Below are 21,778 nucleotides of genomic sequence, written 5' to 3' on the forward strand. Positions count from 1 at the left end.
ATGAGCACCGGCTATGTGTGAACCATTCACACCCTACGAGAAGCACGGTACATAATACTTACACGCCTGGTCACAGCTGTAGATCATCGGCGGCTGCAACAGCATCCCGGACGGTACAGTCACTGCACTGCAGCGGTCCAGCCGCTTTACAGGCCCGGGATGCATCAGGATCCGCAGGAAACAGCCGCACGTTCTCTGCATCACACGTTTCACAGTCACCATGGATCATGGTCTGGTCGCAAATCGAAGTGTCAGACACCGGGCAGCACCTTGTCACCCAGCAATTGGGATAAGGTAGGTTAAATCAGTTCACTGTGAGGGGGCGTCACCCAGTGCGGTGTAAATGAGATCGATGGTTCAGCCAGAATCTCCTTATGCGTTTCCAGTGCGGCTGTAACCGGTCGGTGGTAACGAGGTATAACACTGTTACACATATATATGCATTTCCGGTGGAACTCCCTCTATCTCTATCTAGACGGTATAACAGTGTTATAATATATATGTATAGTATATGTTATTTACTTTCATGTTTGTTTACCGTTTCCTCTGTTGGCTAAAAATCGCGTACCCGGTTTGTTATCGCTGTCGAGTGAGAACACGACGGGTATAACGGGGTTATGAGAGAGATCGGGTCGCGATTTCGGTCTGCACCGGAAACGCATATGTATATGTGCTCCACCGGAAACGGAACCCCTACTCTTTATAAATGAATCGGGGGTGTGATGCACCGGAAGAACCGGAAACGATAGATATAAAATATTTGATGTCTCTGGGGTAGAGCAGGTGGCTGGATTTCGATGGGGGGCAATGTGTTTGACGAGCAACCGACTAATCGAATCTTTCAAAACGTCGATGCACTCGACCCCGATCGGACACCGTCGAAAGACGAGTTCGTCGAACGCGACGACGAAATGCAACAGATTGTTTCCATCCTCCGGTTCATCGAGATGGGCGGTGCCAGTAACTTCCTGGTGACCGGGCCGTCCGGTGTCGGGAAGACGATGGCGGTGAAGATCATTCTCCGTGATCTTGAGAACTATCTTGATGGCAACGTGCAATCCGTCTATCTTACCGATCTCGAAAATGAGCTGCAGACGCTGCGTACCCTGACCAGTCAACTGTCGCTCAATTATCGTGGTACCGATCTCAACGAATACTATGACCGGCTCGCAGCGAAGCTAATCCGGGAGGATCTGAAATTAGTCCTGGTTCTGGACGAACTGGAGAAACTGTTCCTCGCCCAGGGCGGGAAGAGTCACGGCAACTCCTTTCTCAAGAAGCTGCTTGAAGCCCGTAAGCGGGTCGTGAACGCAGATGCAGATGGGACGTTGCTCGTGATCGGGATTTCGAATAATGCTCGGCTGGGCGAGTATATGAATACAAAAGTCAAAAGCCGGTTCGGTCACGAGACCGTCCATTTCTCGAAGTATAATGCACTCGAGCTCCGGAAGATCCTGGAGCAGCGTAGTGAGAAAGCGTTTCGGCCCGGTGCTCTCGATGATGGTGTTTTGGCCAAGATCGCTGCTGTTGTCGCCCAAAACGGTGGTGATGCGCGCGAGGCGATCCAAGTGTTGCGGAAGGCCGGCGAGCTGGCGTTGGATGATGGGGCAGCCACCGTCACGAACGGGACGCATGTCGATCGGGCGCGGCAATTGATTGAGGCGGATAAAATCGTGGATACGGTCCGGTCTCTGAGCATGCATTCTCACGTGGTAGTCTATGCCGTTCTGTCGCTGTTGGAGGAGGGAAAAACACCGGTCACGACCGGTGACGTGTATTCGGAGTATCGAGATGTTCACGCACAGATGTCCGTGGAAGGGAAAGATCCGATTTCTCAGCGGCGGGTCCGCGATCTCATTGCGGAACTCGATATGCTCGGTGTTATCCAAGCAACGGTTCTGTCGAATGGGAAGTACGGGCGTACAAGACGGATCAAGGTCAATTTAGAGGAGAGCACGATCGAGGAATTGCAGACGTTCGTCGAAGAGGAATACGGCATTTGATCGGTTCCATTGCGTGTTTTCCGGTGGAACCGCTGTTTTGATTTTTAAGATTATCCTCTGTTTGTTTATTCCTGATGAGTAACAAAACGGCGCTGGCCCGGAAACTAGATTTACTGGATCTGGAAATTCTGGCGGTTCTCACGCATACCTCGATGTGGAAAAAGAAACTGCACGAAACACTCGAGAAAAAGTCAGTGCAAACCATCGGGCGGCGTGTCGAACAGCTACAGACCGAGGACCTACTAGAATCGTGCATCGTGAACCCGGACGAGGTCAAGCGCGATCTCATCATCGCGTATCAAACAACGGCGTCAGGCAGAGAGATACTGAAAACGTACCATATCTGTACGTCACCAGACTGCGATGCGATTGTCGTGGATGGGGAGGACCACGTTCACGAGTTCTCATCAGCCGTAGATTACTTCGACGCAGCCACCTCCTCTTGAACTCGTCGCGGTTCAGTTCACATCCTGATTTCCATATATCTTGATAACTGCTTCTGCGGTAGTACAGTGGTATGTCCCAGCGTGGAGGGGGACCGGGCGCCCAGTTCGACTGGCAGGGGTATCTCGAGCAAACAACGCGATCGGAGCGAGAGCGGCTTGAGGAGCGGCTCGAAGCGAAGAAGGCGCAGATACGGCGGCGGACGAAGACATACGAAGCCGCGGTCACCGATCTGCAGACCGCACTGCAGGATGTGGAACACCAGCTGTCACGGGCGATCCCGACACGGGACCGGCGGCAGGAGTTGAAGCGACGTCGGAACCGGTTGCAGAGTGATCTGCGGGAGACGCGGAGGCGGTTCGCGGACGACATACGGCAGCTGGAGGACACCGTCCTGGAACTTGAGGCCGAGCTTGAGGAGCTGTGTGAGGCCGAAGAACTACTGGAAAACGCGGTCACTCAGTCGTGACAGAGTCTCCGTCGGGATTATAGTACGCGGTGCAGTCTTCGACTGCCTTCCGGATGGTTCGTTCTCGGTAGTCCGCCCGTTCACTCCACTTGTCTCGGACCAGCCCGCTTTTCGAGAACAAGCGTTCGATCCGCTGCTCGTCGCCACCCGTCCAGAACGCCAGGTAGTTACAGAGCGCCTGATCGGCTTCGCTGTGACTGGGATAGCCGCTGGTATCGCCAACCCAGAGTCGTCGGAACTTCTCACCATTGCTGGCGTTCATGGCCTTCTCGATCAGCTCCTGGTCGGAGAGCGAGATGTCAGTCGGGTCCGGCGGTCCGGTGTCTGGATCGTCTTGAGCGATGTATGCGTCGTGAAGCTGCGCAAGCTCCTGTGGGCGGTGCGCGATCGTCGTTGGTGTTCCGGGCACGTGGTCGCCGGTGACCGTGAAGTACCGGTTGGCATCGTACATCTCAAGCTGGTCGGTTCGGTTCCCACCGGACGGGACATCACCGTTGACGATGACGTGATAGCCGCTCCGGCTGGGGCTGCGTTCAGTGTACGAATCCAGCGTCAGCAAGATGTCGATCACCCATTCCTCAAGCATCCCGGTGTCGGGATCGCGGGCATCGTCGATGTCCACGCCGGCGTACGGCCCGTCCGCGGTGAACACATAGCCGAGCCCATCGATCTCCGCGTTCAAATCGTAGTAGGTCCATGCTGTGGTGTAGGTCGCCCACGTGTCGGGATCTGACACGGAGGCATAGGTCTCGGTCTTGGGATCAGCTGGAACCTTGGTAGGTTTCCCGTTGCGGTCTTCGGTTTTCCAGCAGATCCACTGCGGTCGGTCTTTCAACGGGCCAGGAATCTGTTCTGTGGAGATCATGGTGGCGTGCGTGGGTTCGAGGTTTTTTACTGGGAGAGCGGGTTTCCACAGCGCTCGAAGCGTGGAAACAGACAGTGGGTTAGAGTGAGCCGGCGACCTCCGCGACCCGGATCTCGGTCTTGATCTGTTGGATATCCGGTTCATCGCCGTACAGGCGGCTACCGACGGATAATGCATCCCGTCCCTGTGGTGTGACCTCACCTGTCTCCGTGTCAACGTAGTCCATCTCGGTCATGACCGAGGCAGCACGGTCGACCGCGATCTCTGCCGGTTCACCGGCAACGGCGTCGACCTGCAGGAAGTCGTCGATCTGGACAATCCCCTTCTTCAGGTAGTAGAGGCTGAGGTAGACGTATTTGTCCAGCATGTAGCGCTGTTCGGCGCACCACGGACAGTAGTGACCGGGATTGATTCTGACGTGGCAGACCGGGCAGGCCGGGTCGTCGCACTGGACACACCGGTACTTCCGGTCGTCTTCGGTGATCTCCCGGCCGCATTTGCAGATCGGGATCGTCGCCTCGTGGATTTCAGTGCCGGTGTCGAGGTCGGTCCGGGTCTCTTGGTCTTCGAGGTCGAGGGTGCCGCGTTGACTGAGCGACACACGGTTCACCTCGGTGAACGAGTCGGTCCAGTCGAACTGCGCTGTATCGGTCATGCTTTTGTATCGGTGGTGTCAGCGGTTACGGCCGCGAAGCCATCGCATCACGGTATCGAGGTCGTTGTTGACCGTGTCGCGGGGCGTGGTCCGGTCGCGATTCGTGGTCCGTGTGCCAAGCCCGGGGATGATCCATCGGACGAATTTTGCGATCAGGTGTTTCCGGGCGTGCTCCTCGCAGAAAACCTGTGTGCCGCCGTCGACCCAGTGCTGATGATCAGGGCAGAGGATGGTGCCGCAGGTGCTACAGGTCTGGAGGCAGTGTGGGCAGAGTTGCGCAGCACAGCCGTCGTACCGGCAGATTCCGGGCATGGGGCCGAAGTGGCCGCAGTCACGGAGCTGGATATCGTTCGGGTTCATGTTGATGGATTATGGTGTGCGGTCGCGGTGCCGCATGCATTTCCGGCGGGGTGTGCAGTGCGGGCAGCCGCGGCGGAGCGGCCGGTTCATTCTGTTCATGTGGGGTGCGTTCCGTGGAGTGCGTGGGATGTGCCTCATCGATACGGGCGCGGTGATCAGGCCGCGGATTCCGGTGGGCCTCTGGAGTGAGAGGTGTTCAGCGGGCGATGCATCTGGTCTCTGTCCCCGTGTTAGAGGTTGAGGAGGTCGCAGTCGTACGTCTCCTCCTCGTGGTATGGGTTGTTCTTGCGGCCGTCCCAACCCAGTCCCTCGGGGATGTACGGATCCTGCTCATCGATGCGGTAGCGAGCCATGTGTGGCGGTCACCTCCGCCGCTGTGGTGTGATGCGTTCCGTGCCATGGATGCGCTGTCTCAGTGAGCGACAGCCGTCGCTATGCGCTGGGCGGTATATACGGGGCGTCCGGATGGTTGTCTACCACACTTATCGTCCGGGTCATCAGTATCGGCTGCAGGAGAATTAGTTCGTCAGAGGTGTGACTGCCGGTCGGCGGTGGTGCTGAAGATGTGGTGTGATCGGTGTACGGGTGTTTACCGGGGTTTAAGGCGGATGAAAAGAACTAAGGATTACCGCGTATAGCTGATAGCAGTTATGTGGCCTCGGCACTCATAGGGCTCGTCACGACCGGGTGCCGAGTCCGGCTCGGAGCGAGTGAATCGTCATCGGCCACTCGAGGCTATCACCGCGGCTCCCAAGACGGTTTGGATCGGACCGAGAAACGCGGGCGTAGTCTACGACCCGCTCGCCGAATCGCCCGTCGCCGCGAAGGCGGTGTTGAACTCGTCCATCAGGTTCTGGAGTTGGGCCGTGTTCCGGTGGGAGAACGTTTGCGGCGAGCGCTCGACGGCCGTCCGCGAGTCGGCTCGCTCGCTCGAGGCCGGTGGGGTTCGCGCGTCGATGTGGTTGGGCTGCGGTTCTGGCTCGGGTCGGGTCTGCAGGCGTTGTGTGCTCATGTCGGTCGGGTGTAGTGAGGTCGTCGAACGGTACGGGAGTTCGTCGAAGGAGAGGCGAGTTTACGCTGCTACGTGTACGACCGACATCTGTACTCACCCGTAGCGCCTCCTGGGTAATAAAAGTTCATGATAGATAATAGGTTTGGCAGTGAGTGTCTACCACAATTGGCGACCGTTTCGAGCCCACACTACACCATCGGTGCAGTCGAGCGCCGAGACGTTATGCCGGTCGGTGAGAGAGAATCAGATCTCGATGGACGAGGGTGACACGACCCGGGTGCACCGCGGCGACGGACCCGACGGCCGGCCGGACGTGAGCTTCGTGATCCCGGCGAAAAACGAGGCCGACTACCTCCGCGGCGTGCTCGCGAGCATCGCCGGGCTCGACACGGAGTACGCGATCGAAGTGATCGTCGTCGACGGCGACTCGAGCGACGCGACGCCGGCGATCGCGCGCGAGTACGGCGCGACCGTCCTCGACGAGGGCGGCCGGAGCATCGCGGCGGCCCGCAACCTCGGCGCGGCCCGCGCCGACGGCGAGTGGCTGGCGTTCGTCGACGCCGACACGGAACTGCGGCCCGACTACCTCACCGAACTGCTGGGCTACCTCGAGGCGAACGGGCTGGCGGCCGGCAGTTCCTACTGTCGGATCACCGGGCCGCGCCGGGCGACGCTGATGGCGGCGACGATCAACCGCGTCTTCTCGCGCCTCGAGCGGCCCATCCTCCCGGGGTTCAACTGCGTCGTCCACCGGCAGGCGTTCGACGACGTCGGCGGGTTCCCGGAGGTCCCCAACGAGGACACGGCGTTCAGCCGGCTGCTCGGCCGCCGGTATCCGACGGGCTACTGTCCCGCGGTGTTAGTCGAGAGTTCGGGTCGGCGGATCGCCGACTGCGGACTGACGGGGACGCTCTGGCACTATCTCCGACTCGACGTCGGACGACTCCGAGCCGACTACTGAACGGTCGCCGGCGGACGGGCAGGGTCCGCGACGACGCTCCCGCTGAGACGGCGCGTTACTGAGCCGCCGACTTGGGCGAGGACTCCGGCCGCGGTTCGACCTCGAGTTCCTCCAGTTCCTCGAGGTCGCCCTCGGCCGTCGCCTGCTCGATTTTGGCGATCTCCTCCGCGTAGTGCAGGAAGGTGTCGACGCTCGCGACGACGACGCGGGCCTCGATCGTCAGGAGTTCGATCCCGACGACCGAGACGCGCGCCCAGACGTCGATGACGACGCCCTTGTCGAGGATGCGATCCAGTACCTCCGCGAGACTCGAGGAGTCGGGTCGTCGTTGTGGTGATGCCATTGTCTCTCACTCCCTCACTCGGACTGGCGACCAATTCATTACTCGGACTGCATCGGCAAGCCGGCGATCGGAACCACAGCGGAACGCGCCGCTCGCTGGTGAAAACGACCGATAACCTCATCCCGAGCTCCGTGGCGACCGCGCCGTTGCGTCCCGGCACCGTCATGGCGCCCGCTTTTCTCCCTTCCCGTCGGCGACACGACCGTGTCGACCGTCCCCGAAGAAGCCGAACGGTTGCTCGAGAGCGAACCGGTGATGGCCCATCTGGGAACCTGCGTCGAGGAACGACCGCACGTCGCTCCGGTCTGGTACCGGTACGTCCCCGAGACGGAGATCGTCGAGATCGTCACGACGGGGCGTAAACTGGCGAACATCCGGAAAAACCCGCGTGTCTCGCTGTCGATTCAAAAGGACGAGGCCGGCCAGACCCGCTGGATGGTATCGTTGCTCGGCACCGCCACGGTCGTCGACGACTGCGCGGAGACGGCCGCGGCGCGACACCGGATCAACGCGAAGTACGACGCGGAACCCGCGGCCTACGCCGAGAACACCCTCGTCCGGATCGAGGTGGGATCGGCGAGCTATCGGACGTATTGAGGGCGTGGCGATGCGAACGGCTACTCGGTAGCGGCGTCTCACAGCGGCCACACTGGGTATCCGGCGCGCGCTGGCGACCGGCCGAGCGATAGTGAGGCCAGTCGCCGACCTCGTGCGAGGGATGAGCGAGCGACCAGAGGGAGTGAGCGAATCGGTTGGGGAGGGCGTGGGATTCCCTGGTGCCAGGATAGCAAGACGCTTCCCGGACTACTTCCTCTCAAATGCCGAGTCCCGACTCGAAATCGGTCGCTCATTCCCGACCGGGCGACGGTCCGCGCAGCCCCGGATGCGTCTCGAGGTCGCGAACGCGTCGCATCTGGGCGCGCAGATCCGCCGCGCTGCCCGGCACCGCGTCCGCGAGTCGTTCCTCGACCCCTCGGTCGCCGCCGTCTCCCTCGAGGGCCTCGAGTTCGTCCACGGACTTCGGAAACGGCCGGAGGTCCTTGTGGATCGCCAGGCCAGCGTAGGCGCCGTCGCCGATGGCGATTGTGGTCTGGTTCTGGCCGTGGGTGACGTCGCCGACGGCGTAGACGCCGTCGACGCTGGTCTCCCGGTTCTCGTCGACCGCGATGGCGCCGTCCTCGCGCAGATCGCAGCCGAGGTCCGCGGCCAGATCGGCGTTGTACGTGGAGCCGTACATCGCGAAGCCGCCCAGATAGTCCCGTTCGGTCCCATCAGCGAGTTCGAGGCCGCCGAGCCACGGCGGCTCGTCGTCGGGCACCGTCTCGTCGCCGTAGGCCGAGACGACGGCCGTGTCGATCACGTCGACCGGGTGGGCTCGGAGTTGCGCGTCGGTCTCCTCGTCCCACTCGGGCTCGCGGTCGTCGAGGAGGAGGTCCACGTCGGCGGTGAAGTTGAGCATCGTCATCGCGACGTGGGCCGCGCTCTCCGTGTGTCCGAGGACGAACACGTGGCCGTCGCCCAGTGTGTACGCGTCGCAGTGCAGACAATAGTGCAACCCCCGGCCCGTGAAGCGCTCGAGTCCCGGGACGTCCGGACTCCGATCGCGGAAACCGGTCGCGAAGACGACCCGCCGGGCGTCGACGGTCGCGTGGGAGGACTCGAGCCGAAAGCGCGGTCCGCCGTCGTCAGCGACAGCGACGTCCGTACTGTCGTCGCCGTCGCCGGAATCCAACCGGGCGACGGACTCGACCGCGTCCGGAAAGAAGTCCCCGCCGTAGTGCTCGAGCTGGTCGACGGCGTGGGTCGCCAGCCGCTCGCCGGAGACGTTCTCGGAGACGCCCAGCAGGTTGTGGACGTGGGAGACCGCCGCGTGGCGGCCGCCCTCCTTCTCGAAGACGGCCGTGCGGTGGCCCAGTCGCGTGGTGTAGATCGCCGTCGTCAACCCGGCGGGACCGCCGCCGATGACGGCGACCTCGTACTCGAGGGGATCGTTCATACGCGTCGGAGGTCGCCCAGCGGGTTGAGGCTGGGCCGTGAATATGCGGCCGGGATCGCTGAATCACCGCCTCCCGTGATTCGTATCACGCGCCGTGTCAGTCCCGCGCGTTCCGAATGGGATTGAAACGGGGGCGCGGTGGAGACCCGTCCATGAGTCTCGACCACGCCGCCGACCTCGAGTTGCCGACCGCGGAGCCCGACGACGCCGACCTCGAGCAAGGGTCGATCTTCTTCGTCGGGACGGCGACCGTCATCGTCGAGTACGCCGGCTTCACGATCCTCACGGACCCGAACTTCCTCCACAGCGGCGACCACGTCCATCTCGGCTACGGCATCAAATCGCGACGGCGGACCGATCCCGCCCTCGAGATCGAGGACCTACCACCGATCGACTTCGTCCTGCTGTCTCACTACCACGGCGATCACTTCGACCGCGTCGCCGAGGCGAAACTCGATTCGGACCTCCCGATCGTCACGACCCCGCACGCGGCGTCCGAACTGGCCGAGAAGGGTTTTCGCGAGACCCACGCCCTCGAGACCTGGGACGAGTTTCGGATCCGCAAGGGCGAGGCCGAACTGACGATCACCTCGATGCCCGGTCGCCACGGCCCGCCGGTCGTCTCGAAGGGACTGCCGCCGGTGATGGGAAGCATGCTCGAGTTCCGGCCCGCCGACGCGGCGGCGAGTCCGGACGATCCGCCGCTGATGCGGCTCTACGTCTCGGGCGATACCCTGGTCTACGACGCCCTCGAGGAGATTCCCGAGCGCTACCCCGACATCGACCTCGCGCTGTTGCATCTGGGCGGGACGCGCATTCTGGGCGTCCTCCTGACGATGGACGCCGCCCAGGGCGTCGAGGCGGTCGATCTGATCGACGCCGACACCGCGATCCCGATCCACTACAACGACTACGAGGTGTTCCGGTCCCCGCTCTCGAACTTCAAGCAGGCGATCCGGAAAGCGGGGCTCGAGGACCGGGTGGACTATCTCGAGCACGGGGAAACCTACTCGTTCCGGCCGCCCTCGAATCGAGAGAACTAGGTGATCACCGGAATGTAGACGACGCGGACGTGATTCGATCGCACAGTCTTCCCAGCAGAGTAACGAGAAATTGTATGTCGTCTGCTCGGAAGTGGATTATCGTGATCGTGTACCAGAAACAAATCAAGCGCATTATTAGTCAAATATGGAGTATATCATATCTACTGTTACGGATGTAATTTCAGATTCTATATACGGAATAAACGCACGACAAAAGGCTCGACAGATCGCTTTTCTCTCGGCCATTACACTTTTACAAGTAGCCTGTTTTGGACATCCGTATGGCACGAATACGTCGCGTCGATGACCAGAGAGATATGGAGAAAGTCATAGACGATTTCATTACGCAGGGATACAAGATCAAAAACCAGGGTGAACGAAGCACCCTGATGAAGAAGAAGTCGTGGGGAAGCGGCGGGATGCACGTCGTCGTCGCCGTTCTCACGTTTTGGTGGACGCTCGGTCTCGGTAACGCTGCGTACGCCATCTACAAGTATATGACTGCGGAAGAAGTCCAGATCAAGATCGACGAGTAACCGATTACCGATTACGTCAGCAGGTGTTCTTCCGATGTCTCGGAGAAACGCTGCGAATTCCACCTGAATACGCAGCAAATCGACTTCTAAACTGGCTCTTCGACGACTAGTTGTGACGCCGAAACGGTATCCAGTCGGTGACGTGCTTGCGTTGCGTGTGCGCGGTCGATAACTCCTCGCTCGCTTCTCGAGCGCTGTCCGACTAGTTCTCGAGTCGCTCGAGAGCCGCGGCGACCACCAGCGGGAAGGTGATCGTCGCGTCGGCGTAGACCGAGACGTTCTCGGCGTCCTTCTCGAGTTTCCCCCACGAGCGGGCTTCGTCGAGCGTCGCACCGGAGAGGCCGCCGGTCTGCTTGGGGTCCATGGTCAACTGGACGGCGTAGTCGTAGGCGTCGGGGGAAACGAGCATCGTCTGGAGGGTGAAGTTCTTCGGGACGCCGCCGCCGACGACGAAGGCGCCGGCCTCCTCGGCGTGGAAGGCGATGTCCGTCAGCGGCGTCATGTCCGCCAGCGCGTCGAGCGTGAACGGGCCCGTCTGGGAGTACATCCAGGCCTGGAGCCCGAGCACGGAGTCCTGGACCGCGGGGCAGTAGATCGGCACGTCGTTCTCGTAGGCCGCGGCGGCGATGCCGGGCCCTTCGTCGACGTCGTCGCGCTCGTTGACCTCGAGGTTCGCCCGTCCCAGCTCCTCGGTGAGCCGCTGAATGGAGACCGCGCCCTCCTCTTCGCACTCTTCCTCGAGGACCGGGAAGACCTCCTCGCGGAGGTGGCTCTCGAAGTCGGCGAAGAACTCCTGGGGGAGATAGACGTTGTAGATGCGGTCGACGCCCTCGTCGCGCAGCGTCTCGTCGTGTTCGCGCTCGGTCTTCCCTTCGGCGTGGACCTCGCCGTGGTGGTGTTTCCCGCCGATGGCCTCGATGGCGTCGTGGGTGAGGTTCGCGCCGGTCGTCACGAGGACGTCGATGTGGCCCTCGCGGATGAGGTCGGCGACGATGCGTCGCATCCCCGTGGGGACCATCGCGCCCGCGAGGCCGAAGAAGACGGTCACGTCGTCGTCGAACATCGACTCGGTCACGTCGACGGCCTCGTGGAGGTTCGCCGCGCCGACGCCGGCGTTCCCGTACTGGTCGGCGAGTTCGCCGACGGTCATCCCCGCCCGGACCTCGGCGTGGCCGACCGGATCGTGCGAGAACGTCTCGCGTTCGGGCTCGTGGTGGCCGTCCTCCGCCGCCTCGCTGTCGCCGTCGTCGCTCCCGTGCTCGTGCTCGTCGCTCATGTCCCCGCATCCGCGAGCCAGCGGTTTGAACGCCGCGGTTCGGTTCGATCCGTCCTCTCGAAGCATCCGTTACCGCGTCCCAGCGAATCGAGCGACCGTACCGCGAACGGGCACGAACGGCCCGTTACTCGAGCGATAACCCCGTGTTGTCCGCTAGCGCTGTCGTCTTTCCGAGCCGTAACGCGGTGGTGCGATCGAGGACGGTGACGCAGTAGGCGATTGCGGCGATGAACGAACGGCTCCCTTTTCTCGAGTTCCGGTCCGATCTGAGAGCGCCCACGGGGCACGAAAACTATGACTGGAAACGACACACGTCCGTTCGAGAGACTCGCTGGCGACGAATCGCGCCGATCGTTCCTCAAGAAAAGCGCCATCGCGACCGTCGGTCTGAGCGCCGCGGCGTCGGGCGTCGCGAGCGCACAGGACGGCCCCGGAGACGGCGCTATCGGCGAGGGACCGTGGAAAGCGTTGATCTTCCAGAACAACCTGTACCCGGAGGCGCGGTTCACGTTCGTCTCGGGCGTCGTCGAGTGGAACCCCAGCTACGGGGGGATCGACGACAGCTGGTTCACGGACTACAACACGCGCATGATCCGGTGGCTCAACACCGGCGAGCACGTCCAGTTGTTCGTCGCCGACGACGCCGAGGTCGGGCAGTACGACGAGAACCTCGGATTCGTCGTGGACGACGAAGAACGGGAGCAGCCGCAGGTGTACGAGGTGAGTCCGGAGTGGTCGCTGTTCGAGGACGATCCGAAACTGGCCACGATCAACTTCGGCCCCGCCGAGGAGGAAACCGAAGATCAGCTTCTCGAGGCGGACGGCTGGTGGGCGGACGAGCAAGACGCGGTCGTCACCGACAGGGGCGAGGGTAACGCGACGTCCGGCGGTAACACTACGACGAGCGGCTAAACCGGCGATTACGGACCGAAACGAGACCGTTTTCTTTCCGGTGAGAGCCGCTCGAGTCGCTGCGTAGCTGCACCGGCGAACGGCGACTCGTGATCGACGACTAACGGCCAGCGGCTGGAAGGGGAGAAACGCCGGACGTCAACCGTTAATTCTCAGAGCGGACTCCGTCGACACCGGCCACGTTCGCGTCGACGGTGACCTCACAGTCCCGTCGGGACCTCGAGATAGCTCGTCTCGAGACCCCACTCCTCGACCAACTCCTGCAGCGAGCGCACGCCGAAGGTCTCCGTCGCGTAGTGACCCGCGAGGAAGACGTGGATCCCCGCTTCCTTCGCCTCGTGGTAGGCCTTCTGCTTCCCCTCGCCCGTTACCAGCGCGTCGGCGCCGGCGTCGACGGCCTCGTCGAGCCAGTCGACCCCGCTGCCGGTGACGATCGCCACGTCCTCGATCTCGTCGGGGCCGAACGCGAGGTGCTGGACGGGTCGGCCGTCGGTCTCGAGTTCGCGCTCGAGTCGACCCTGTAGCTCTTCGGGCGCGTACGGCTCGGCCGCCGTTCCGCGCTGACCGATGTACTCGGGGCCGAGTTCGCCGAATGGCGTTCGATCCGCGAGGTCGAGCACGTCGGCGACGCCGGCGGCGTTGCCCAGTTCCTGGTGGCCGTCCAGCGGGAGGTGGGCGACGTACAGCGCGAGGTCGTTCTCGATCAGGGGAGCGATCCGGTCGTAGGTCCGGCCGGTCACGCGGTCGAAGCCGCCCCACGAGAGCCCGTGGTGGACGACCAGCAGGTCCGCGTCGGCCTCGATCGCGCGATCGAACGTCTCGCGGACGCCGTCGACGGCGACGGCGACGCGCTCGATCTCGGCCTCGTCCGGCCCGATCTGCAGTCCGTTCGCGCTGGCGTCGAGGTCGGCGTAGTCGGCGATTCGCAGCTCCTCGTCGAGTCGGTCGACGACCGTCGAGAGGTTCATGGTCGGCCGTTCGGCGGCGGTCGCCTTGTATCCGGCTGGTTCCCGGTCGTCGACTCGTAGTCAGTAACGAGTACGACGGAACTGAGACCGCAGGAAACGGGCGCTACATCAGGTAGAACAGCGGGAAGAGGATCACCCAGACGATGTCGACGAAGTGCCAGTAGAGCCCGAAGAACTCCACCGGTCGGTGGTCTTCCAGATAGGCGTCGACCGTGGTGGTCCGATAGAGCATGAACGCGGCGATCAGCATCCCGAGGATGACGTGGAGCGCGTGCAGCCCGGTCGTGACGAAGTACGTCGAGTAGTGGAGGTCGGTGAACCAGTAGATGCCGTGGGCGAACTCCTGGCTCCACTCCCAGCCCTTGACCCCGAGGAACGTCAGCCCGAGCACCAGCGTCGCCCCCATCATGCCGAGTAGCCCCCGCTTGTTCCCGCGCTCGGCGAACACGAGCGCCAGGATCACGGTGAAACTCGAGGTCAACAGGACGTACGTGTTGAAGAGGCCGACCGTCGCCGACGGCGGGACGGTTCCCCAGGACCCCCAGCCGGCGTGGAGCCGCGCGAAGACGTAGCTGCCGATGGCGGCGCCGAAGACCACGACGTCGGAGGCCAGGAAGAACCAGACGCCGAGTTTCGTGGTGCCGACCCCTTCGAACGGCCAACGGCTGGCGATCGCCATCTCCGGCGCGTTGAACTCCTCGCGGCCGTACTCGAAGAGCGTGTAGCCGAGGATGCCGACGCCGAGGAGTATCAGGACCGGGTAGATGATGGTCTGCTCGGCGCTCGTTCCGACGATTTCCTGACTGACCTCGCCGGTCCCCCGTGCGAATTCGACCGTGTACGGCGTCAGCCCGGTCAGTCCGAGGAAGAACACGAAGGTCCCGAAGCCGATCCCCACCGGCCAGATGCTGGCGTGATCGGCGTGTTCAGCCTGGCTCTCCACCTCGGCCGTCACGCCGCCGTCGGTCGTCGCCGCGGTATCGTCGACGAACTCGAGGCGACCGCTGGCGTAGCTCGGCCGCCCGTCCCAGTTATCCAGCGGCGGGGGCGACGTTGTCGCCCACTCGGCGGTCCGGGAGTACTCCCAGGGGTTATCGGGTGCGTCGGGACCCGAGAGCAGGCTCTTCCCGAGCGTGAAGAACGTGATCAGGAACGACGCGCCGAAGACGAACGCGCCGACGGTCGCCGCCTGGTGATAGATGTGGATCGCCTCGCCGTAGTGGAAGACGCGCCGGGGCGTCTCCCAGGCGAGGAACATCGGGAAGTACAGCAGGTTGAACCCGACGAAGTAGACCGCGAAGTTGAGCTTTCCGAGGGTCTCGGAGTACATCTTTCCGGTTATCTTCGGCCACCAGTAGTAGAGGCCGCCGACCAGAGCGGTCACCCCCGAGACCATCACGTAGTGGAAGTGCGCGACGACCCAGTAAGTGCCGCGGAACTCGTAGTCCAGCACGACGGCGCCGAGGAAGACCCCCGTGATGCCGCCGAGGATAAAGAGGACGAGCGCCCCGAGACTGAACAAGAAGGGGGTGGTGAACCGAACCCGGCCCTTCACCATCGTGTAGATCAGCGAGAAGATCATCAGGTCGAACGGCAGCGAGATCCCGATGGTCGTCGCCATGAACAGCGTCTTGATCTCGAGGTTGATCGTCGTCAGGAACATGTGATGGGCCCAGACGAGGAACGACTGGACCGCGACGAGGACCATCGCGATGATGACCCACTTGCGGCCGACCAGCCGCCGCCCCGTAAAGGTCTGGAACGTCTCGAACATGATCCCCAGGGCGGGGAAGAAGACGATGTACACCTCCGGGTGCCCGAAGAACCAGAACAGGTGCGCCCACAGCAGACTCGAGCCCTCGTCGGTCGCGAAGTACTGGGTCAGGAGGAGTCGATCGCTCGCGAGCAACAGGAGCGCGGCCAGCAGCGCCGCGAACGCGAACAGCATCATCCAGATCGTCAGCAGCCACGACCAGGTGAACAGCGGCATGTTCCACAGCCCCAGCCCCTCCGCCCGCGAGCGGTGGATCGTTGTGAGGAAGTTCACTGAGCCGAGCGTGATCGACATGACGAACAGAATGAGTCCGAGGATCGTCGCGTTCCCGCCCGTCGTCGCCTGCATCGCGGGGTGGTACATCGGCACGTTCAGCGGCGCGTACATGTACCAGCCGCCGGCGAACGCCTGTTCCTGGAAGAACGCGACGGCGAGGAGAATTCCCGAGAACAGATAGAACCAGTAACTCAGCGCGTTTAGTCGCGGGAACGCCAGGTCCTTCGCGCCGATCTGCAGCGGGACGAAGTAGTTCGCGAAGCCGGCGGCGAACGGCGAGAGGAACCAGAAGACCATCAACAGTCCGTGGTTGGTAACCGCCTGGTTGAACTCGTTGTTCTCGAGCAGCCCCGTCCCGCCGGGCACCCACAGGTGGAGACGGAACAGGAGCGCGAGGACGCCGCCGAGCAGGAGGAAAAACAGCGCCGTCGCCAGATAGAGGACGCCGATATCCTTGTGGTTGGTCGTGACCAGCCACCGTTTGACGGTCGTTCGCGGCGGGAGGTCGCTCATGAACTCACCTCGTCTGCGCGGTATCGGGGCGATTCGATCCCACGTATCGGTTCGATTACGACTCCGCGAGCACGAGGCACCATTACCAGCGGATACCTCCACCGATTCCGGCAATCAATGTGTCCGGTGCACCTGCAAGGCAGCTGGCCAGGAATCGGTGCCACCGGTCGACGCTATCGGAACCAGCGGCGGATGCGGCGGATGCGGTGACCGCGTCCGGGTCGATTCGGACACGGTTCGTCGGTCGCGCTGACGGCCGTATCGACGCGCTCCCCGTCGTAGAAGAGGTCGACCGCGACGGGACCGTCGTCGACCGCCACCGAGAAGCACCGCGTCGACGACGGCGGAACGATCAGCCGGTTCCGATCGCCGGTCGCGGCCGCGGCCGTCGCCGTCGCCGACTCGTCGTTCGTCGCCGACTCCGCCTCCTTGACGACGATCTCGCCGAAGTACTCCTCCTGACAGGCGTCGTACTCCGGATTCGAGGCGACGACGTCGCCGCCGCCCGGGACGGTCGGCCCCTCCTCGAACGCTTCGGCGGTTCCGATGATTCCGTCCGCCGGCCCCCGCTCGTGCTCGGTTATATCGATGACGCGGACGCCGTCGACGGAGCCGAAGTAGAGGAAGTCGTTACCGACCGACCCGGCCTCCGTGAGGAACGTCACCTCGGTGACGACCTCGGCGAACGTCCCGACGACGCGGATGGTCTGACAGTCGATGAACTCGATCCCCGGTTCGAGGGGCCGGCGCTGCCACTCGAGGAAGGCGGGGCGGCGGCCGTCGTTGGTCGCACAGAAGACCGCTCGATCGCCGTCGGCGCAGTCGGCGGTCAGTCCGACGTCGTCGGGGTCGACCAGCGCGGGCCGTGCGCTCCCGGTCCCCGAGAGGCCGATCGCACCCCCGCCCACTGCGACACCGGCGACGGAGGCCTTTCGGAGCCAGTCACGTCTCGAATACGCGTCTCGAGTCATGAACGAGCGTAATATCTCGGGCCGGGTACTACGTTATGAGGTAACTTCTGGCGGAATACAACGCATATTTTCGCTCAAAAAACCGCAATCGGACGGTAGGAATCCGCTAAATGCCACGCGACCGTCAGATCGGAAATCCGGAGATCCTACCGGCCGTCGGCGCGTGCGAACGCGAACTCCCGGACGAGCTTGCCGGCGAGCGCCGCGGTCTGTCCCTCGTCGCGGTCGTTGACCTCGACGACGTCGAAGCCGCTCGCCTGCGGTGCGACCGCGCGGACGACGTCGCGTAGCTCGCGGGACTCGAGGCCGAACGGCTCTCTGGTCCCCGTCGCCGGCGCGTAGGCGGGGTCGGCGGCGTCGATATCGACGCTCAGGTAGACGTCGCGCCCGTCGAGTCGGTCCGCGAGCGGCCAGTCGGCGACGTCTTCGGGCGGGACGACCGTCACGTCCGGCGCTCGGGCCCGCTCCCACTCCGCCTCGCTGCCGGTGCGGGCCCCGAGGACGAACACGTCCTCGACCGCGGGCTCCTCGAGGATCCGTCGCGTGACGGAGGCGTGAGAGAGTTCGTTGCCGTCGTAGGCCTCGTAGAGGTCGAGGTGGGCGTCGAGCACGACGACCGCCTCGGGTTCGACGGCGCGGACGCCCGCCAGCGAGACGGTGTGTTCCCCGCCCAGCAGCAGCGGGACGGCGTCGTCCCAGACGACACCGCGCAGCGTCCCCTCGAGGTACTCGAGGTACTCCTTCGCGTTGTCCCACGCGCGGATGTCGCCGTGGTCTTCGACGCCGAGTTCGGAGAAGTACTGGTCCGTCCGGTGGTCGTAGTCGTCGAACGGTTCGGCAAAAGATCGGATCCGTCGGGGACCGAATCGGGTCCCCGGCTGAAAGGTCGTCGATACGTCCAGGGGCGCACCGACGACCACGAAGTTCGCGCCGTCACGGTCGGCGTCGTCCGCCGTGTGGCTCCCCTCGCCGTCGTCGGTCGCCCCGGGAAACATCAGACGATCTTTCGCTGTTCTTCCATCTCGAGGTATTCGATGTTCTCGTCGGGGGAGACGTCGATGTCGTCGGGGACGCGCATCGTGATCGTCTCGTACGTTTCGAGGTCCATGACCTGCATGTCGTCGCCGTCGACGGAGACGACCTGCCCCTGTTTGCGCTCGATGATCGGGACCCAGATCTTCGCGTCGACCGGCTGGGAGAGCGATCGCTTCTTGCCGTCGAAGACGCCCTCGGCCTCGACGCGAGCCTTGGCGCTGCCGTGTTTGCCCGGCTTGGCCGTCGAGTAGGCGTTGATCTTACACGGCGTGTCGTCGATCATCACGTAGCTTCCTTCCTGGAGGTCGCGAACTTCGGTCTGCTGTTTCGCCATGTCCCGGCGTAATCAATCGACGTGCATAAACCGTTTGGAATGGCCGCTGGCACCGAGTCAGTCGGTGACACGGCGGACGCGCCGTGAGACCCACGCCGATCGCCGCCCGCGGTTCGAACCCGACGACGCGGGACCGATCCCGTCCCGAGTCGGTGGTTACGTCCCGTCCCAGCGGAACCCGCGCGGTTCGGTCGGCGGCTCGAGCGGACTCGCCGGGAGCCCGTCGCCGACGGTCGGATCGTTGTACGCCCGCGGCGCGACGTCGTTCGGCCCGTCGGGGTAGTACAGCGCGGCGAGCGTCTGTATCTGCCCCCGGCCGACGCCGAGTTCGAACTGGCCGCCGCCGTACAGCCGAATCTCGTTCGCCTCGCAGTAGGCCAGCGTCTCGAGCAGCGACTCGAGGGAGCCGAACCGGGAGGGCTTGACGTTGAGCCAGTCGGGCTCCCAGGGGAGCGCCTCGACGTCCGACAGGCCGTGGATCGGGGCGTCCCACGACACCCGCCCCCGGACGTCGGCGTCCTCGAACAGCGGCCGCGTCCGAGCGGTCAGGGCGGGGTCCTCGACCACCGCGTCGGGGAAGGCCTCGAGCACCCGCTCGTACAGGTCGGGATCGGCGGGGACGTCGACGTCGGTCCCCTCGTACTGGCCCTTGAGGTCGAGAATGCGGATCGCGTCGGACCCGACGGCGTCGTCGATCCCCGCTACGAGGTCGTCGTCCCACGCCGGGATCGGATCCAGTTTGAACTCGAGGCCCGGAACCCGTTCTCGCAGGGCCTCGAGGCGATCGGTCGTCGGCGGCTCGCCCAGCCGGGTGCTGGCGACGAACCGGACGGGATCGAGCGACCGGCCGAGCGCGCTCGCGACGTCGGTGTCGGCCTGCCGCAAGGCGAGGTCCAGCGCCGCGCTCTCGAGGCCCCAGCGCCGGTAGTTGCGGAACACGTCGCGGTCCGGCGCGCCGGCGGGAAAGAGGTCGACCGACTCGAGGCGCGACGAAAACGAGTCGATCGTCCACTCGCCGGCGAGATCGGGCAGCCCCGACTCGGCCAGCGCGTCGTGATCCGCGGTCTCGTAGGTGACGTCCTCGCCGCGACCGACGACCGGTTCGCCGTCCGGACCGGGGCCGGAGAGGGCGAATTCGGTCGTGACGCGCGTGAACTCGCTCGAGGTCTCGCGCTCGAGGCGCTCGGCCGCGACGTCGTCGATCGTCACCGGTAGGTCGGCGATTCGCTCGTAGTCCATACCGGAGTATCGACGGGTTAACGGAAAATTGCTCGGTGCGAGAGTCTCGTCCGGGACTCCCCTCACTCCTCGCCGCGGCGCTGGCGCATGCTCTGTCGCGTGAACTGCGGTTTGGCGCCGATCCCTTTCGGTTCGCGGAACGAGCGGTAGAGCAGGACCGTCACGACCAGCGAGAAGACGGCGGCGACGATCGACGCCCGGGGCGCCTCGAGCGCGTAGAGGACGCCCGTCGAGAACAGCGACATCGTGAGCAACATGCCGTAGATCAGCCGTTTCGCGAACGTGTCGAAGACGTTCTCCTCGTCCTCGAGGCCGATGCGGACGTAGAGGTCGTCCCGGTCGAGCCGGTCGAGGGCGCGCTCGGCTTTGGGCGCGAGTCGAGTCAGGGACTCGCCGGTTCTGCGGATGTTCTCGCCGGTCTCCCGGGCGTACTGTCGGATCGACTCCTCGCGGTACCCCTCCTCGGTGAGGTAGTCGGTCGCGACCGAGATGAAGTCGAAGTCGGGATCGAGGGTAACGCAGACCCCCTCGACGACGGTCGCGACCCGCAAGACGAGCGCGAGATTTTTGGGGAGTCGGAACGGGAAGACGTAGATCGAGTCCTCGATCTGGCCGACGATCTGGTTGACCCGGTACTGTTCGACGTCCTCGCCGCGGGCGTCCTGGATGGCGATCTCCATCACCTCGGCCATCACGCCCCGGTCGGCGTCGGGGCTCAAGGTGCCGATCTCGATCAGCGCGTCGAGGATGCCGTCGATGTCCTGGTTGGCGACGGCGACGTAGAAGTCGATGATCTTCTCCTGGACGAACGAGTCGACCCGGCCCGACATCCCGAAGTCGTAGAAGACGATCTGTTCGTCGTCGGTCACCGCGAGGTTCCCCGGGTGCGGATCGGCGTGGAAGACCCCGTCGTCCATGATCATCTGCAGGTACGCCCGTTCCAAGTTCTCCGCGAGTCGCGTCCGATCGATCCCCTTGCGCTCGAGTTCCCCGAGGTCGTTGATCTTCGTCCCCTCGATGTACTCCATCGTGAGCACGCGCTGACCGGAGTGGCTCTCGATCACGTCGGGGATGACGAACCGATCGTCGCCCGCGAAGTTGGTCCGGATCTCCCGGAGCATCTCGGCCTCGCGCTCGTAGTCCATCTCCTCGCGGATCGTCTTCGAGAACTCGTCGGCGAGGTTCCGCAGGGAAAAGGCTCGGGACTCGTCGACGAAGTACAGCAGGATCGGCAGCGACCACTTGATCACCCGCAGGTCCGCGTTGACCAGTTCCTCGATGTCCGGCCGCCGGATCTTCACCGCGACCTCGCGGCCGGCGGGGTCGCGTCCTCCGGCGCCGTCCGCTCGAGTCCCCTCCGATTCGGTCGTCGAGTCCGCCGTCCCGACGGCGTCGACGACCTCGGGGTCGACCCGCGCGTGATACACTTGCCCGAGGCTCGCGCCGCTGATCGCCTCGGTCTCGAACTCGGCGAAGTTCTCGTCGACGGGGCCGATCTCCGCCTCGAGGACCCGCTTCGCGTCGGCCCAGTCGGCCGGCGGCACCTCGTCTTGCAGCGCCGCGAGGACGTCGATGTACGCCGGCGGGAGCACGTCGGGCCGGGTCGAGAGCAGCTGGCCGAGTTTGATGAACGTCGGCCCGAGGGTCAGCAGCGACTCGAGGAGGACCTCCGCGCGGTGGCGGTGGGTCTCGGCGCCGACCGACCGCGGCCGCCCGAACAGGAGGAATCGGTGCCGGTCACGGGCGTAGGCGAGCAACAGCGGGAGGAACTGCCACGCGACGAGGACGAACCG

At 63.8% G+C, this 21,778-nt stretch carries 22 protein-coding genes; 8 read left to right on the forward strand and 14 right to left on the reverse strand.

Annotated features, from left to right (window positions below):
• The first annotated feature begins 797 nt into the window (after positions 1 to 797).
• The 3 genes from HTZ84_RS00005 to HTZ84_RS00015 all read left to right on the forward strand — a co-directional run bounded on the left by HTZ84_RS00005 (position 798) and on the right by HTZ84_RS00015 (position 2,916).
• Positions 798 to 2,003: a Cdc6/Cdc18 family protein gene (locus HTZ84_RS00005; protein ID WP_174678795.1), complete on the forward strand. Its 1,206-nt coding sequence runs from the start codon at positions 798 to 800 to the stop codon at positions 2,001 to 2,003.
• A 74-nt stretch (positions 2,004 to 2,077) separates the two neighbouring features.
• Positions 2,078 to 2,449: a hypothetical protein gene (locus HTZ84_RS00010; protein WP_174678796.1), complete on the forward strand. Its 372-nt coding sequence runs from the start codon at positions 2,078 to 2,080 to the stop codon at positions 2,447 to 2,449.
• 71 nt (positions 2,450 to 2,520) lie between these two features.
• The gene (locus HTZ84_RS00015; protein WP_174678797.1) at positions 2,521 to 2,916 is read left to right on the forward strand and encodes a hypothetical protein; all 396 of its coding nucleotides are present in this window, start codon (positions 2,521 to 2,523) and stop codon (positions 2,914 to 2,916) included.
• Here HTZ84_RS00015 and HTZ84_RS00020 read toward each other — a convergent pair.
• From HTZ84_RS00020 to HTZ84_RS00030, 4 genes are all read right to left on the reverse strand, one after another.
• The gene (locus tag HTZ84_RS00020; RefSeq protein WP_174678798.1) at positions 2,903 to 3,781 is read right to left on the reverse strand and encodes a phage NrS-1 polymerase family protein; all 879 of its coding nucleotides are present in this window, start codon (positions 3,779 to 3,781) and stop codon (positions 2,903 to 2,905) included. The genes HTZ84_RS00015 and HTZ84_RS00020 overlap by 14 nt on opposite strands.
• A gap of 79 nt (positions 3,782 to 3,860) precedes the next feature.
• Complete coding sequence (locus HTZ84_RS00025) at positions 3,861 to 4,436, reverse strand: hypothetical protein (RefSeq protein ID WP_174678799.1); 576 nt, start codon at positions 4,434 to 4,436, stop codon at positions 3,861 to 3,863.
• A gap of 590 nt (positions 4,437 to 5,026) precedes the next feature.
• Positions 5,027 to 5,149 (reverse strand): hypothetical protein, encoded by a 123-nt coding sequence (locus HTZ84_RS22980; RefSeq protein ID WP_256402099.1) that lies wholly within the window; start codon positions 5,147 to 5,149, stop codon positions 5,027 to 5,029.
• Between the two features lie 437 nt (positions 5,150 to 5,586).
• The gene (locus tag HTZ84_RS00030) at positions 5,587 to 5,808 is read right to left on the reverse strand and encodes a hypothetical protein (protein WP_174678800.1); all 222 of its coding nucleotides are present in this window, start codon (positions 5,806 to 5,808) and stop codon (positions 5,587 to 5,589) included.
• A gap of 253 nt (positions 5,809 to 6,061) precedes the next feature.
• Between HTZ84_RS00030 and HTZ84_RS00035 the strand changes: the two genes are divergently transcribed.
• On the forward strand, positions 6,062 to 6,769 hold the full coding sequence (locus tag HTZ84_RS00035) for a glycosyltransferase (RefSeq protein ID WP_174678801.1): 708 nt from the start codon (positions 6,062 to 6,064) through the stop codon (positions 6,767 to 6,769).
• A 55-nt stretch (positions 6,770 to 6,824) separates the two neighbouring features.
• Here HTZ84_RS00035 and gvpA read toward each other — a convergent pair whose 3' ends face one another.
• Complete coding sequence (gene gvpA, locus HTZ84_RS00040) at positions 6,825 to 7,112, reverse strand: gas vesicle protein GvpA (RefSeq protein WP_174678802.1); 288 nt, start codon at positions 7,110 to 7,112, stop codon at positions 6,825 to 6,827.
• A 204-nt stretch (positions 7,113 to 7,316) separates the two neighbouring features.
• Between gvpA and HTZ84_RS00045 the strand changes: the two genes are divergently transcribed.
• The gene (locus tag HTZ84_RS00045) at positions 7,317 to 7,709 is read left to right on the forward strand and encodes a pyridoxamine 5'-phosphate oxidase family protein (protein ID WP_174678803.1); all 393 of its coding nucleotides are present in this window, start codon (positions 7,317 to 7,319) and stop codon (positions 7,707 to 7,709) included.
• Between the two features lie 250 nt (positions 7,710 to 7,959).
• Here HTZ84_RS00045 and HTZ84_RS00050 read toward each other — a convergent pair whose 3' ends face one another.
• The gene (locus tag HTZ84_RS00050) at positions 7,960 to 9,108 is read right to left on the reverse strand and encodes an NAD(P)/FAD-dependent oxidoreductase (RefSeq protein ID WP_174678804.1); all 1,149 of its coding nucleotides are present in this window, start codon (positions 9,106 to 9,108) and stop codon (positions 7,960 to 7,962) included.
• Between the two features lie 152 nt (positions 9,109 to 9,260).
• Between HTZ84_RS00050 and HTZ84_RS00055 the strand changes: the two genes are divergently transcribed.
• Together HTZ84_RS00055 and HTZ84_RS00060 are read left to right on the forward strand one after the other, a co-directional pair.
• On the forward strand, positions 9,261 to 10,151 hold the full coding sequence (locus HTZ84_RS00055; protein WP_174678805.1) for an MBL fold metallo-hydrolase: 891 nt from the start codon (positions 9,261 to 9,263) through the stop codon (positions 10,149 to 10,151).
• Between the two features lie 317 nt (positions 10,152 to 10,468).
• Entirely contained in the window at positions 10,469 to 10,687 is a 219-nt protein-coding gene (locus HTZ84_RS00060) for a hypothetical protein (protein ID WP_174678806.1), read from the forward strand.
• Between the two features lie 202 nt (positions 10,688 to 10,889).
• Here the strand turns inward: HTZ84_RS00060 and HTZ84_RS00065 are convergent, their stop codons facing one another.
• Positions 10,890 to 11,963 (reverse strand): deoxyhypusine synthase, encoded by a 1,074-nt coding sequence (locus tag HTZ84_RS00065; protein ID WP_174678807.1) that lies wholly within the window; start codon positions 11,961 to 11,963, stop codon positions 10,890 to 10,892.
• A gap of 294 nt (positions 11,964 to 12,257) precedes the next feature.
• On the opposite strand from HTZ84_RS00065, the gene HTZ84_RS00070 reads away from it, so the two are divergent.
• Entirely contained in the window at positions 12,258 to 12,875 is a 618-nt protein-coding gene (locus tag HTZ84_RS00070; protein WP_174678808.1) for a twin-arginine translocation signal domain-containing protein, read from the forward strand.
• A gap of 200 nt (positions 12,876 to 13,075) precedes the next feature.
• Here the strand turns inward: HTZ84_RS00070 and HTZ84_RS00075 are convergent, their stop codons facing one another.
• The 7 genes from HTZ84_RS00075 to HTZ84_RS00105 all read right to left on the reverse strand — a co-directional run bounded on the left by HTZ84_RS00075 (position 13,076) and on the right by HTZ84_RS00105 (position 21,742).
• Positions 13,076 to 13,843 (reverse strand): Nif3-like dinuclear metal center hexameric protein, encoded by a 768-nt coding sequence (locus tag HTZ84_RS00075; protein WP_174678809.1) that lies wholly within the window; start codon positions 13,841 to 13,843, stop codon positions 13,076 to 13,078.
• A 103-nt stretch (positions 13,844 to 13,946) separates the two neighbouring features.
• A complete protein-coding gene (locus HTZ84_RS00080; protein WP_174678810.1) occupies positions 13,947 to 16,406 on the reverse strand; it encodes a cbb3-type cytochrome c oxidase subunit I in 2,460 nt (819 codons plus the stop codon).
• A gap of 173 nt (positions 16,407 to 16,579) precedes the next feature.
• A complete protein-coding gene (locus tag HTZ84_RS00085) occupies positions 16,580 to 17,377 on the reverse strand; it encodes a hypothetical protein (protein WP_174678811.1) in 798 nt (265 codons plus the stop codon).
• 146 nt (positions 17,378 to 17,523) lie between these two features.
• A complete protein-coding gene (gene speB / locus HTZ84_RS00090; RefSeq protein ID WP_174678812.1) occupies positions 17,524 to 18,372 on the reverse strand; it encodes an agmatinase in 849 nt (282 codons plus the stop codon).
• Positions 18,372 to 18,746 carry a translation initiation factor IF-5A gene (locus HTZ84_RS00095; RefSeq protein ID WP_174678813.1) on the reverse strand — a complete coding sequence of 125 codons (375 nt, stop codon included), beginning with the start codon at positions 18,744 to 18,746 and terminating at the stop codon, positions 18,372 to 18,374. The genes speB and HTZ84_RS00095 overlap by 1 nt, the downstream gene beginning before the upstream one ends.
• A gap of 156 nt (positions 18,747 to 18,902) precedes the next feature.
• Positions 18,903 to 19,985 (reverse strand): enolase-like domain-containing protein, encoded by a 1,083-nt coding sequence (locus HTZ84_RS00100; protein WP_174678814.1) that lies wholly within the window; start codon positions 19,983 to 19,985, stop codon positions 18,903 to 18,905.
• Positions 19,986 to 20,047: 62 nt separating this feature from the next.
• Positions 20,048 to 21,742: an ABC1 kinase family protein gene (locus tag HTZ84_RS00105; RefSeq protein ID WP_174678815.1), complete on the reverse strand. Its 1,695-nt coding sequence runs from the start codon at positions 21,740 to 21,742 to the stop codon at positions 20,048 to 20,050.
• Positions 21,743 to 21,778 lie beyond the last annotated feature (36 nt).

Origin of the sequence: Haloterrigena gelatinilytica (assembly GCF_013342145.1) — an archaeon.
Lineage (GTDB): Archaea > Halobacteriota > Halobacteria > Halobacteriales > Natrialbaceae > Haloterrigena > Haloterrigena gelatinilytica.